We start from the raw sequence: 13,676 nt of genomic DNA, 5'->3' as shown, positions 1-13,676 counted from the left end.
TCGCGCCAGAAGTGACTATTAGAGGAGTGATACGGGCATGGAGCTGTTGGACCCCGTGCTGCAGTCGTACCCCTGGGGGTCTCGTACACATTTGGCGAGAATCACCGGTGCGGACGCTCCCACATCGAAGCCCTGGGCGGAACTGTGGTTTGGTGCGCATGCACTGGCATCGGCCACGGTGGCCGGCACGCCGCTGGATGAGCTCATTGCGCAGGATCCGGCAGCTGCGCTCGGATATGCAATTGACACCGACAACGGCAGGCTGCCGTTCCTGTTGAAGCTGCTCGCAGCCGATGAGCCGTTATCGCTGCAGGCACACCCCACCTTGGCAGAAGCTCAGGAGGGATTTGCACGCGAAAATGCGGAGGGCATTCCGGCCACTGCACATTTCCGAAATTACCGGGACAACAACCACAAGCCGGAACTTATTGTCGCCCTGACTACCTTCGACGCGTTGGCCGGATTCCGCCCGGTGGAGCGCACGAAGGAGTTGCTCGCGACGCTGGCGGTACCGGAGCTCGACCATTACATGGGACTGCTCGATGCCGCCGATGACGAGAGTGCTCTGCGGGCATTGTTTACAACGTGGTTGACGTTGCCCCAGGATGTCCTCGATGAGCTGGTCGAGGCCGTGGCTGCCAAGTGCGCGGATTACAGTGGCGATGACGAGGAGTTCTCGCGAGTAGCCGAGACCACTTGCGAATTGGCTCGAAAGTATCCGGGGGACCCGGGAGTCCTGGGGTCGATGCTGCTTAATCGCCTTCGCTTACAGCCGGGCGAAGCCATCTACCTTGGTGCTGGACAGCTGCATGCTTACCTCAATGGCATGGGCGTGGAAATCATGGCCAACTCCGACAACGTGCTGCGCGGAGGGCTGACCTCTAAGCACGTCGATGTCGTGGAGCTACTGCGCGTGCTCTCTTTCCGACCGCTGCCAGATCCGGTGCTGCAGTCGCGGCTGACCGATGATGGCTGGAATGACTATGACGCGCCGGTGCGCGAGTTTCGCCTTCGTTCGCGGGATCTGGAGCCGGGCGAACATGTTCTGCTCGACGAAGAATCCGCCACGGTTGTGTTGTCTACAGCGGGCACGGTGGCGTTGCGTCACGACGACTCCGTGGTTGAGGTTCCCAGCGGCCATGCGGCCTGGGTTCCGGCTGTCGACGCAGTCGATATTGAGCTGACTGCGCGCCAAGACGGGGCAACCGTCTTTGTCGCGACCGTCCCGCGGGTGGGTTAGTCCTCGTCGTTATCGAAGAGATTTCCCAGGAATCCGGAGTCCTTCGGCTTTTCCGGGATTGGGGAAATCTTGCTATTGCTAGCCCCATTGCCGCCAGTGGTGTCCTTCTCCGTCGAAGGGGTCTGGTCCTTCGGAGGTGTCGGCTCCTTCGGGGATGTCGGCTCCTTCGAAGGAGTCTTCTGAGGAGTCTCGGACGGAGTTGTGGTTTGCGTACCCGACTGGGACTGCGCCTGCGATGAAGGCGGCTTCGGCTCAGCTGCTGCACCACCATCGCCTTCCGGAAGACTGTCGTTCGGCTTTTCCGAGTTATCTTCCGGTAGCAGTGGCACCGGCTTGCTGGGCGTCGGCGAAGAAACGTCGTCAGAGGTGGGCTCTGTGGTCTCCGTGGTCGTCGGAGGTGTCGATGTCGTCGACGTCGGAGTTGTCGCACTTGAGTTTGTGGAAGTCGGCGGGATGTACGCCTGCGGTGGCAGGTACGGATCCTCTACAATCTCGGTGCTCGATGGCGTGGTCGGACGAGGTACCAGACTGCCAGTCGTCTCAGTCAGCGAGGAATCTGAATTCGATTCAGTGCTCTGCTGCAGCTCGGCATCACTAGGAACTGGAGGTAGTGGAGCAGAGGTCTCCATTTTCGACTGAGAGCCGGCGTTTTCCGGATTCGCCCCCTCGGCAGCACTGCTATCGGAGCAGCCAACGAGCGAAACGCTCAGGGGAAGGGCTGCGAGCAGAAGAGCTCCAAAGGCCTTCTTCACCATGGTAGGTACTCCTTTCGTGTCATGCGTGAAATCGCCCTGTAACGAAAAAGATAACAGTTACATTACGAAGTCTGGGAACTAACTTAACATGCCCGTTATCTTCTCTCTAGGGTGAAAATTGTGTTGAGGGGATTAAATAAGTCTCTCGCACTGTAAAAGTGGCGAAAAGTCGGGTAGAACTTCGGTAAGGCCACATGCGGTTTTCCGGCTAGCGGTACGTGCAGGCGACAGCTATTAGGTCGGCGGCCAGATTACCGTGGGCTCGTCGAAAAGCGCTCTTTGGAAAGCGCTCGTCGAAGACGAAAACTGGCAATTGGTTCGAAGCGCGAAAGGAGCGTGGCCACCTATCATGTCCATCTGGGAGACTGAGGTTTTTGGTAGCGATTCGGTCATTGAACTGTTCGATGAGGTTCAGGATCTCGACTCGCAGGATCGCGTTGGTGCATTGATTGATGCTGGCCGCATTGGGGTGGATTCCGAAAGTAGCGATGAGAAAGCATGCGCACTCGCGGCGGCTGTGATTATTGCAATTTGGAATGGTGCGCCATTTAGCGGCGGTGACATTGTGGAGGACTACAGCTTCATTCGGGAGGGAATCTCGGAGGCACACGGCAGCGAGGAGGATGCGTTGGCTATCGCCTCCGAGGTGTTCGATAGTCTTCTGGGGGAACTCAGTGAGTCTGACCAGGCGGCGCTGGAAAACTGCGTCGAAGCGGTAGAGTAATTCTCGCGTCCCCAGTAGTGATTCTTTAAGAAGAATCTCACGTCAAAGAATCTAGAGAAAGCGTTACATGTCCTCGAAGAACATTGATTTCAAGGTTGCAGACCTCTCCCTGGCTGAGGCCGGTCGTCACCAGATTCGTCTGGCTGAGCACGAGATGCCAGGCCTAATGGCGCTGCGCGAAGAGTACGCAGAGCAGCAGCCACTGGCCGGTGCCCGTATTTCCGGCTCCATTCACATGACGGTTCAAACCGCAGTGCTCATCGAGACCTTGACGGCGCTGGGCGCAGAGGTCCGCTGGGCCTCGTGCAACATCTTCTCCACTCAGGATGAGGCCGCTGCGGCTGTCGTCGTTGGGCGAAACGGCACTCCGGAGGATCCGCAGGGTGTTCCGGTTTTCGCTTGGAAGGGCGAGACGCTGGAGGAGTACTGGTGGTGCCTCGACCGCATCTTTGACTGGGGCGATGAAGATGCCAACATGATTCTGGACGACGGCGGCGACGCCACCATGGCTGTCATTAAGGGTATGGAATTCGAGGATGCTGGCCTGGTGCCGCCTGCAGAAGAGTCGGATTCGGACGAGTTTATTGCCTTCAAGGACATGCTTCGCGCCAGCTTGGAGAAGGATGCCGGCCGTTGGCACCGAATTGCAAAGTCGGTCAAGGGTGTCACAGAGGAGACCACCACTGGTGTCCACCGCCTCTACCACTTCGCAGAGCAGGGCGTGCTGCCATTCCCGGCCATGAACGTCAACGATGCCGTCACCAAGTCCAAGTTCGATAACAAGTACGGCACCCGCCACAGCCTTCTGGACGGCATTAACCGCGGTACCGACATGCTGGTTGGCGGCAAGAATGTGCTGGTTTGCGGTTACGGCGATGTGGGTAAGGGCTGCGCGGAGGCGCTGGCGGGGCAGGGCGCTCGCGTTCAGGTCACCGAGGCCGACCCGATTAACGCATTGCAGGCATTGATGGACGGTTTCGACGTCGTCGCTACTGAGAGCGTCATCGCAGATGTCGACATTGTCATCACCGCCACAGGCAACAAGGACGTCATCACTTTCGAGCACATGCAGCAGATGAAGAACCACGCGCTGCTGGGCAACATCGGCCACTTTGACAACGAGATTGACATGCACAGCCTGCACCACCGCGATGATGTCCGTCGTGTGGAAATCAAGCCGCAGGTCACCGAGTACATCTTCCCGCATGCAGACGGCGAGGAGCGCTCTCTGATTGTGCTTTCCGAGGGGCGCCTGCTCAACCTGGGCAATGCCACCGGACACCCGTCCTTCGTAATGTCGACCTCCTTCGCCGACCAGACAATCGCGCAGATTGAGCTCTACTGCAACGGTGATAAGTACGACAACACTGTCCACCGTCTGCCGAAGATTCTGGATGAGAAGGTCGCTCGCATTCACGTCGAGGCACTCGGCGGTGAGCTCACCCGACTGTCCAAGGAACAGGCCGAATACATCGGCGTTGACGTCGAGGGCCCGTATAAGCCAGAGCACTACCGCTACTAGTTCTAGCCAAGGCTAGGCCGTAGCCATGTGCGCGAGGAGAAGAATTTGATTATCGCAGTCGAAGGAATCGACGGTGCTGGCAAGAACACGCTTGTCACAGCTGTTACCAATCAACTCCGAAGTCAAGGACACTCCGTTTCTTCGATGACCTTTCCGGCGTACCGGCAGACAATCTTCGCTGATTTCGCCGATCAAGCCTTGCACGGTCAGCTCGGCGACACCGCGGACTCCGCTTGGGCAATGGCACTCCTGTTCGCTCTGGACCGCAAAGAACGTCGTGAAGCGATTGTTGATGCAGCGCGCGAGAACGATGTTCTGATTATCGATCGCTACGTCGCATCCAATGCGGCATACTCCCTGGCGCGCACACAGGATTCGGCGATCGTTGAGTGGATTGAGAAGACCGAATTCGGAGATTTCCAGCTTCCGCTTCCCGACGTTCAGGTCTGTCTGGCCACGTCGGTGGGAGTGGCAGCCGACCGCGCACGCAATCGGGAAGCCGCTGATGTGCAGCGAACTAGGGATACCTACGAAAAGGACTCGGGTTTGCAGGAGCGCACGCTGGCGGCGTACCAGAAGTTCGCGGGGGGCTCGTGGCAGTCACCATGGTTGATGCTTACGGGGGATGATGGGGCGGACCGTCTTGTGGAATGGATCAGTGCACGCCTGCGCTAGCCACCTCAACCGGAAACTACAGAACTAGATAGCTTTACGTTTAGAATATGACGCATGAGCTCAAAAATCCTGGTTGTTGATGATGATCCGGCCATCGCCGAAATGCTCACGATGGTGATGGAGCGCGAGGGCTTCGACACAGTAGTAGTCGACGATGGCCTCGAAGCTGTCAAGGCAGCAGAGCGGGAGAATCCAGATTTGATTCTGCTGGATCTCATGTTGCCGGGCATGGGTGGTGTCGATGTCTGTCGCACTGTGCGAGAGACATCGGCGGTGCCGATCATCATGTTGACTGCGAAGACCGACACGGTCGATGTGGTCCTCGGCCTGGAATCCGGTGCGGATGACTATGTCACGAAGCCCTTTAAGCCGAAGGAGCTCGTGGCGCGTGTGCGCGCTCGGCTGCGTCGTCAAGAGGACAGCCCGAGTGAGACCCTCGAGGTCGGCGACCTGACTATCGACGTGCCCGGTCACGCCGTGTTCCGCGATGGCAAGGAGATTTCTCTGACCCCGTTGGAGTTTGACCTATTGCACACTCTTGCTTCCCGTCCGAAGCAGGTCTTTTCCCGTGATGAGTTGTTGGAAAAGGTCTGGGGATATCAGCACACCTCGGATACCCGACTCGTCAACGTTCACGTTCAGCGTCTGCGCTCGAAGATTGAACTGGATCCGGAAAACCCCCAGATTGTGCTGACCGTCCGCGGTGTCGGGTACAAGACGGGTGACTAAACAAGGCCAGTCAGCTTTAGTGGGAGCCGATTCTTGCGTCGATTAATAACGAAGCTTCGAGACTTCACCAATAGGGGAGTGACCTGGGCGGTTACGCTCTGGCGCACGTCTATCCAAGCGCGCATTCTGACCTCTGTGGTGGTACTGAGCGCGATGGTGATTGCGGTACTCGGTTTCGCGCTGGCGACTATTGTTACCCAGCGGCTTATCGACGCAAAGGTTACCGCTGCCGACGAGGAAATTGACCGTGCTCGCGCAGTGGTGGAGCGGGCGATTGAGAACTCTTCGTCCAACGAGCTGCAAGCTCTGCTCAACGTGGGACGCGATGCTCTTGTGAACCGTGCAGCCGGTTCCGGTGCTGCACCACTGACAAGTTATGAACCACTGCTCGTGGCGCCGGTGCCGCGAGGCACGGTGTTGGCTTCATCGCCGATTAAGGCTGATGTCCCAGAACGATTGCATGAAGTAGTCCGACAAGGGCAAATTGCGTATCAGGTACGCCAAGTCACTGATAACCGCGGCGATACGTACTCGGCGTTAATTATCGGTAGTCCCACTTCTACTTCGGTTGATGGGCTCGAGCTCTATCTGGTCACCTCTATGGCCGCAGAGGAATCGACTATTAAGTTGGTTCGTGGTCTGCTCGCCGGTGCGACAGTAATCATCATGGCGCTTCTCGGCGGTATTACTTGGTTCTTCTCCAATCAGGTGACGACACCAGTGCGTTCCGCCGCCCAGATTGCCCAGCGCTTTGCCGACGGTCACTTGCGCGAACGCATGGTCGTGCAGGGTGAAGATGATATGGCGCGACTGGCCATGAGCTTTAACAAGATGGCCGAATCGCTGTCGACGCAGATTAGACAGCTGGAGGAATACGGCAGTCTGCAGCGACAGTTCACCTCCGATGTTTCGCATGAGTTGAGGACACCTCTGACCACGGTGCGTATGGCCGCCGATCTTATTGCTGACGGCGCTGAGGATCTCGATCCAGCGACTCGTCGCGCAGCTGAGCTGATGAATGAGGAGCTTGAGCGTTTTGAGATGCTTCTCAATGACCTGCTTGAGATCTCACGCCACGATGCCGGCGTTGCCGACCTGTCCGCAGAAAAGGTCGATGTTCGTCGCTGCGTGGATGCTGCCTATCAGCAGGTAACGGTCGTGGCTAAGGAGACAGGTACGCCCATCCGCTTCCACCTGCCCGATGAGCCGGTAATGGCAACAGTCGACTCGCGTCGTATCGAGCGCGTGCTACGCAATCTTATGGCCAACGCTGTTGATCACAGTGAGGGCAATCCGGTGGATGTCACCGTGCGGGCGAGCGATTCCGCGGTTTCGTTTACGGTCGTTGACCACGGTGTGGGGCTAAAGCCGGAGCAGCAGGAACTGGTGTTTAACCGTTTCTGGCGTGCTGACCCCTCGCGTGTCCGACGCACCGGCGGTACGGGACTTGGCTTGGCGATCGCACGCGAGGACGCACAATTGCACGGTGGGGAACTAGAGGCATTTGGCGTGCCGACGGTCGGTAGCTGTTTCCGTCTGACTGTGCCGCTGGAGCCCGATGCGAGCTTCGGCGAGCATCCGCTCGGACTGGAAGTTCCCCCGCTGCCCGATCAGATTCCGCACCAGCGGGAAATTGGTGCACGGGAGTTGGAATCGGAATCGAATGCACCGCAAGCCAAGAGCCAGGATCAGGGTAAGGGGCAGAGGGCTAGCGATAGCGAATCCCAACAGGCACGAGAGGAGGATAGTTAAATGACGGCGCAGCAACAGTCAAAGGCTCGTCGCGTCCTGCGTAAGACAGTGGCGCTTAGCTCGGTGATCATTTTGGGCACGGCCGCAGGATGTACCACCATTCCGCGGAACACCAGCCCCCAGGTGCTGCGTCCGTTTGAGCCGCCCCAGGTTCGTATTGAAGTTCCGCAGCCACGTCCGAATGTCAATGCAGACATTGTCCTGCGCGACTTTTTCGCCGCGGCCGCGCATCCGGTTGATGATTTTCAAGCTATGCGTGCCTTCATGACCCCGGAACTTGCGGCCAGTTGGAAACCGCAAGATAGCGCCCGCATTCTCGACGGTGTCAACCTCATCGCTCAGCGGGAAGATGGAGGATCGCGACAGTCCTTCGTTGCCCGAGGTCGCAGCGTTGGTCAATTCGGTACTGATGGTGCGTATGAGCCCCAGTCCGGTGACTATGAGGAAACCGTGGAGATGAAGCTCGGTTCGGATGGGCAGTGGCGCATTTCCTCGCTGCCCGACGGTGTTGTCATGGAGCGTCAGGCATTCCTGGAAAACAATGTGCCTCGCAATGTCTATTTCCTCGACCCGGCGGGTAATCATTTGGTCACAGATCGTCGTTGGCTCTATCGTGGCGTCACCGATGGCGCGACCAATCTGTTGACGAAGCTGAAGAACGGCCCATCAGCACCACTGCGACCGGGCGTCACCACCGTGCTCAAGCCCAATGCCTCAATTGCGGTGGAGGCAGGACCTGTGTCCAACGCGGACGGTCGCAGGGTCGAAATCACCGGGTTGGGTGATATTTCCGAGGAACTGCGTGTCATGCTCGCGGCGCAGATTATCTGGACTCTCGATTCGGCAGATTTCCGTGGTCCGTGGATCCTCATGGCCGACGGCGAACCACTAGTTGCCAGCCACGACGAGCCGTGGACGAAGGACACCGACACAATCCAGCTCTACGACCCGAATCATCTACCGGCTGATAACGCACCGTTGCGGACGGTCGACCGCAGCGGTATCTACGAGATCGCTGACGGCCACGCCACACCTGTGGGACGCGGCTGGACCGCCAGCGGCAGCACTGCGGTGTTTTCCGCGGCAGTGGGCACCAACCCCAATGGCAGCGAGCTTATTGCCGCCGTGTTCCGCTCGGCCGTGGACGGTCGTGCCGGTTCGTATGACCTCGGGGAGTCCACATTGATGCTCGGCGGAATACAAGATCAGCCGGTTCCTGTGCTGACTGGCGAGAGCCTCACCCGTCCGACATGGTCGCCAGACGCCGAGGCGGTCTGGACAGTGAAGGACGGTACAACCGTCGTACGCCTGGTTCGGCAGTCGACGTCATCCCGGATTCAGCAGGAGGAGGTTGATACCTCTGAGCTCAATCACCTTCTTGACGGCGGCGAAGGCACGGGGCGCCCGAGCGCCGGTATTTCTGAATTCCGCGTCGATTCTTCAGGCACGCAGGTAGCGATGATTATCGCTGGTGAAGTCTATATCGCCACAATCGAAAGGCATGACGATAAACCGTGGAAGTTGACGCATCCGCGCGCTCTGCCGCTACCTGAAAACGTCTCCCCGGTGTCGCTGACGTGGTCGCCGAATCAAACGGTCACGGTGGGTGGTTACAGCGGAGACACCCCGATGTGGAGTGCCTTCCCGGACGGTGCGACCAGCTCCGTTCTGCCGAAGCTCAACCTGACACCGCCAATTCCTGTAGTTACCGCGACCTCGTCGAAGCGTTACGCATTGGATGCCACCGGTGTCATGGAGCTGATCTCCAGCGAGGGGCAGCAGCAGTTCTGGCGCCAGGTTCCGGGTGCGCGCGGTCGAATGGCTCCGGTGTCTGTGGAATAAGCGCAAATCGGGGAGGGGATTAATGGCGCAGGGGAGGTCATCGCAGGAATTTCTGCGCGTGCTTTACGACGTTACCCGCGATGCAATCGGCCTCGTGATACCGGAAACCTGTCCGGTGTGCGGCTGCTCCGGGGCGCTGTGTCGCGGTTGCAAGGACGATCTTCAGCAACCTCCAGTGCGGTTTTCACCGCGGGCTGCGTTACGCGCAGCAGCGTGGACCTGCGGTCCGTACTCGGGTGCGAGGAGACATCTCATTTTGTCGGCCAAAGAACGGGGCAGTGGTGAAGCCAGACGAATCATGGGGGCCGTGTTCGCCGCTGCGGTACGAAGGCTGGCCTCTGATGGCCATATAATGCCCCCGGAAATTACCCCCGTCATTTTGATTCCCGCGCCGACAAGATCGTCATCCCGTCGACAACGGGGTGGGGACCCGGTAACAATTGCCTGCGACTTTGCTTGCAGTCAGCTCCCCTCCAGTTCGGTATTGCCCCTGGTGCGCATTGGCGGGCGCACGCGGGATTCCGCGGAGCTGGGGGCTTCTCAACGCAGACGAAATCTTTCTGGCCACATTGTGCCGCTGACGCAATTCAAGCGCGGAATTAGCGACAAGCTGCGACAACGCTGTGCGAAGGCGACAGTAATTCTGGTTGATGATGTGGCCACCACTGGTGCCACTGCAGCGGAAACCGAGTTGGTGGCAGCGTCATTGGGGATTCGCATCGACATGGTGTTGGTGCTCGCCCGGGCGTAGACGCAGGGGGTGTCGTCGGCAAGCGAAAAATAAACGAGGGGAACGTGGCATTGGTTACCCCCGGAACTGTATCCTGGGGGTGCAGAAAGACTCGTCACCGTAGACGCCGTGAGTAATCCCGCTCACGGAAGGGCGGTGGCCATACCGGGAGGTAGGTAGCAAGTGTCCACACCTGCTGACAACAACGAGGTACTCAGCCCGAACGCTCAGGTGACCATCACCGGGCGCAATGTTGAGGTTCCAGAGCACTTCGCAGATCGTGTTAAGGCGAAGCTGGCGAAGATTGAGCGCCTCGACCCGACTTTGACCTTCTTCCACGTGGAGCTCCAGCACGAGCCGAATCCGCGCCGTGCAGACCGCTCTGACCGTATTCAGATCACCGCTACTGGCAAGGGTCACCTGGCTCGTGCGGAAGCCAAGGAAGATAGCTTCTACGCTGCACTGGAGTCTGCTCTGGGCAAGATGGAGCGCTCCCTGCGTAAGGTGAAGGCTCGCCGCAAGATTAGCCGTTCTGGCCACCGTGCACCGATGTCCGTCGGCGAGGCAACTGCTTCGCTGGTTGCAGAGGCTGAGGCAGCGGCTCCGGAAAAGGCTGATCCGTACGAGGATCTGGTCGAGGACGTGACCCCGGGTCAGGTTGTGCGTACCAAGCAGCACTCCGCAACTCCGATGACGGTGGAAGATGCTTTGTCTGAGATGGAGCTCGTCGGTCACGACTTCTACCTCTTCGTTAACGAGGCAACCTCTCGTCCGTCCGTGGTCTACCGTCGTCACGCATACGACTACGGTCTGATTGAGCTGGCAGACGAAGACGAGAAGTAAGTCTTCACCAAAAAGAGCACGCAATACCGCGCAGAGCTGTGTATTGGTAAGTAATTGCTCACATGAGCCCGTCTTCTCTTAGAAGGGAAGGCGGGTTCGTCGTATAATCAACCGTTGCACATTAAAGTTCGACGTGAATCGGCCGGAAAGGTCCCAATTTAGTGTTTTCGCTCAGCAAGTTGCTCCGCATTGGTGAAGGCCGCGCTGTCAAGAGGCTTGGCAATATTGCAGATCAGGTCATCGCCAAGGAAGACGAGTACGCAGCTCTTTCAGACGATGAACTCCGTGCCAAGACCGAGGAGTTTAAGAAGCAGCTGGCTGACGGTGCCGATGTAGACGATTTGCTTCTGGATGCTTTCGCCACGGCGCGCGAGGCATCCTGGCGCGTGCTGGGGCAGAAGCACTACCGCGTCCAGGTTATGGGCGGTGCGGCACTGCACTTCGGCAACGTTGCCGAGATGGGTACTGGTGAAGGTAAGACCCTGACCTGTGTGCTGCCCGCATACCTCAATGCGTTGGCAGGCAAGGGTGTTCATGTCGTTACGGTTAATGACTACCTGGCTAAGCGTGACGCGGAGTGGATGGGTCGAGTCCACCGCTTCCTGGGGCTTGAGACTTCCGTGATTCTCTCTGAGCTCAGTCCGGACCAGCGCCGCAAGGCCTATGCTGCCGACATCACCTACGGCACGAACAACGAGTTCGGCTTTGACTACCTGCGCGATAACATGGCGCATTCGCTCGACGATTTGGTGCAGCGTGGGCACCACTTCGCCATCGTCGATGAGGTTGACTCGATTCTGATTGACGAGGCCCGTACCCCATTAATTATTTCCGGTCCGGCAGATGGCGATCCGCACTGGTACCTGGCGTTCTCCAAGATCGTGCCGCGTATGAAGCGCGATATTCACTACGAAGTCGATGAGCGTAAGCGCACCATCGGTATTCGTGAAGAGGGTGTTGAATTCGTTGAGGATCAGCTGGGCATTGCCAACCTGTATGCTCCGGAAAACTCTTCGCTGGTCAGTTACCTGAACAATGCCCTGAAGGCCAAGGAACTGTTCACCCGCGACAAGGATTACATTATTCGTAATGGTGAGATCCTCATTGTCGATGAGTTCACCGGTCGTGTGCTGGCAGGCCGTCGCTATAACGAGGGCATGCACCAGGCAATTGAGGCCAAGGAAGGGGTGGAGATTAAAAACGAGAACCAGACGCTGGCAACCGTTACGCTCCAGAACTACTTCCGCCTCTACGACAAGCTGTCCGGTATGACCGGTACGGCTGAGACCGAAGCGGCTGAGCTGCACCAGATTTACAAGCTGAACGTCATGGCGATCCCGCCGAATCGCCCGAAGCAGCGTGAGGATCTGCCCGACCTGATTTACAAGACGCAGGAGGCAAAGTTCGCCGCTGTTGTCGAGGACATCCGCGAATGCCATGAAAAGGGCCAGCCAGTTCTCGTTGGCACGACGTCAGTCGAGAAATCCGAGTACCTTTCCAAGCTCCTGCAGCGCGAAGGTATTCCTCACTCTGTGCTGAACGCTAAGCACCACGAGAAGGAAGCTGAGATTGTCGCAGTGGCGGGTCGGCTCGGAGGCGTTACCGTGGCAACTAACATGGCCGGTCGTGGTACTGACATCGTGCTGGGCGGTAACCCGGACATCATCGCTGACCTGAATCTGCGCTCTCGTGGTCTGGACCCGGTGGAAACTCCGGAAGAATACGAAGAGGCGTGGGACGCTGAGATTGAGCGTGTTCGTCAGCAGTCGAAGGAAGAAGCTGACAAGGTACGTGAGGCCGGTGGCCTCTACGTCCTGGGCACTGAGCGCCATGAGTCGCGCCGTATTGATAATCAGTTGCGTGGTCGGACCGGTCGTCAGGGTGACCCGGGCGTTACCCGCTTTTACCTGTCCATGCGCGATGATCTCATGGTTCGCTTCAACGGTCAGCGCATGGAAGCGCTGATGAACACTCTGAATGTCCCGGATGACGTTCCTATTGACTCCAAGGTTGTCTCCAACTCCATTAAGAGCGTTCAGGCTCAGGTGGAAAGCCAGAACTTCGAAATCCGTAAGAATGTTCTGAAGTATGACGAGGTTATGAACCAGCAGCGTAAGGTCATCTACGCTGAGCGCCGTCGCATCCTCGAAGGTGAGGATTTGAAGACTCAGGTCCGTGACATGCAGGACGACGTCGTCGATGCGTATGTCAACGGTGCCACCGCTGACGGTTACGTGGAGGATTGGGACCTCGACGAGCTGTGGAATGCCCTAGAGCAGCTCTACAGCCCGACGTTTACGGCGCAAGAGCTTATTGATGGCTCTGACTTCGGTACCCCGGGTGACCTCTCGGCCGATGAGCTGTCCAAGGCTCTGCACACGGACATCTCGGCCAGCTACGACCAGCTTGAGGATGCGGTCTCCGCAATTGGCGGCGACGACCAGATGCGCAACATCGAGCGCTTCACCATCCTGAACGTCATGGACCAGAAGTGGCGCGAGCACCTCTACGAGATGGACTACCTCAAGGAGGGCATTGGCTTGCGCGCCATGGCCCAGGCTGACCCGCTGGTGGAGTACCAGCGTGAGGGCTACGACATGTTCACCGCGATGATGGACGGCATCAAGGAAGAATCGGTTCGTCAGTTGTTCCTGATCCGTAAGCAGGTTATGCCTGCAGTGGAAAACGCCGAGGGGCAGGAGAACCAGGCTCCAGCTCTGCCAACGGAAGCTGCTGAGCAAAATCAGCAGATGACTTACTCCGGCCCCAGCGAGGACGGCAGTGCAGAGCAGCAGCGCGTGGATCAAGAGTCTGAGGGCAACCGAGCGCAGCGTCGGAAGGCGGCTCGCAAGCGCCGTCGCTAA

General features: G+C 58.3%; 11 protein-coding genes. 10 read left to right on the top strand and 1 reads right to left on the bottom strand.

Going from position 1 to position 13,676, the window contains the following annotated elements:
- Positions 1-37: 37 nt before the first annotated feature.
- Positions 38-1,240, top strand: a complete 1,203-nt coding sequence (manA, locus tag HMPREF2878_RS03620; protein WP_049172794.1) for a mannose-6-phosphate isomerase, class I — start codon at positions 38-40, stop codon at positions 1,238-1,240.
- Here the strand turns inward: manA and HMPREF2878_RS03615 are convergent.
- Entirely contained in the window at positions 1,237-1,995 is a 759-nt protein-coding gene (locus HMPREF2878_RS03615; RefSeq protein WP_070652864.1) for a hypothetical protein, read from the bottom strand. The genes manA and HMPREF2878_RS03615 overlap by 4 nt on opposite strands.
- Positions 1,996-2,344: 349 nt before the next feature.
- Between HMPREF2878_RS03615 and HMPREF2878_RS03610 the strand changes: the two genes are divergently transcribed.
- From HMPREF2878_RS03610 to secA, 9 genes are all read left to right on the top strand, one after another.
- Positions 2,345-2,719 carry a DUF4259 domain-containing protein gene (locus tag HMPREF2878_RS03610; RefSeq protein WP_049191146.1) on the top strand — a complete coding sequence of 125 codons (375 nt, stop codon included), beginning with the start codon at positions 2,345-2,347 and terminating at the stop codon, positions 2,717-2,719.
- Positions 2,720-2,786: 67 nt separating this feature from the next.
- Positions 2,787-4,241 (top strand): adenosylhomocysteinase, encoded by a 1,455-nt coding sequence (gene ahcY, locus HMPREF2878_RS03605; protein ID WP_049172800.1) that lies wholly within the window; start codon positions 2,787-2,789, stop codon positions 4,239-4,241.
- A gap of 45 nt (positions 4,242-4,286) precedes the next feature.
- Positions 4,287-4,916, top strand: coding sequence for a dTMP kinase (locus tag HMPREF2878_RS03600; protein WP_070652882.1), 630 nt, complete (start codon positions 4,287-4,289; stop codon positions 4,914-4,916).
- A 54-nt stretch (positions 4,917-4,970) separates the two neighbouring features.
- Positions 4,971-5,645 (top strand): MtrAB system response regulator MtrA, encoded by a 675-nt coding sequence (mtrA, locus tag HMPREF2878_RS03595; protein WP_048731669.1) that lies wholly within the window; start codon positions 4,971-4,973, stop codon positions 5,643-5,645.
- 78 nt (positions 5,646-5,723) lie between these two features.
- On the top strand, positions 5,724-7,397 hold the full coding sequence (gene mtrB, locus HMPREF2878_RS03590) for an MtrAB system histidine kinase MtrB (protein ID WP_210387011.1): 1,674 nt from the start codon (positions 5,724-5,726) through the stop codon (positions 7,395-7,397).
- The gene (locus tag HMPREF2878_RS03585) at positions 7,398-9,239 is read left to right on the top strand and encodes an LpqB family beta-propeller domain-containing protein (RefSeq protein ID WP_070652863.1); all 1,842 of its coding nucleotides are present in this window, start codon (positions 7,398-7,400) and stop codon (positions 9,237-9,239) included.
- 493 nt (positions 9,240-9,732) lie between these two features.
- Positions 9,733-9,990, top strand: a complete 258-nt coding sequence (locus HMPREF2878_RS10965) for a hypothetical protein (protein ID WP_141751986.1) — start codon at positions 9,733-9,735, stop codon at positions 9,988-9,990.
- A 162-nt stretch (positions 9,991-10,152) separates the two neighbouring features.
- Positions 10,153-10,812, top strand: a complete 660-nt coding sequence (gene hpf, locus HMPREF2878_RS03575; RefSeq protein ID WP_016422210.1) for a ribosome hibernation-promoting factor, HPF/YfiA family — start codon at positions 10,153-10,155, stop codon at positions 10,810-10,812.
- Positions 10,813-10,973: 161 nt separating this feature from the next.
- The gene (secA, locus tag HMPREF2878_RS03570) at positions 10,974-13,676 is read left to right on the top strand and encodes a preprotein translocase subunit SecA (protein ID WP_049193304.1); all 2,703 of its coding nucleotides are present in this window, start codon (positions 10,974-10,976) and stop codon (positions 13,674-13,676) included.

Source organism: Corynebacterium sp. HMSC065H09 (assembly GCF_001812845.1).
GTDB lineage: Bacteria > Actinomycetota > Actinomycetes > Mycobacteriales > Mycobacteriaceae > Corynebacterium > Corynebacterium jeikeium_D.
The sequence above is the reverse complement of the archived record's forward strand: the minus strand, read 5'-3'. Positions and strand labels throughout refer to the sequence as shown.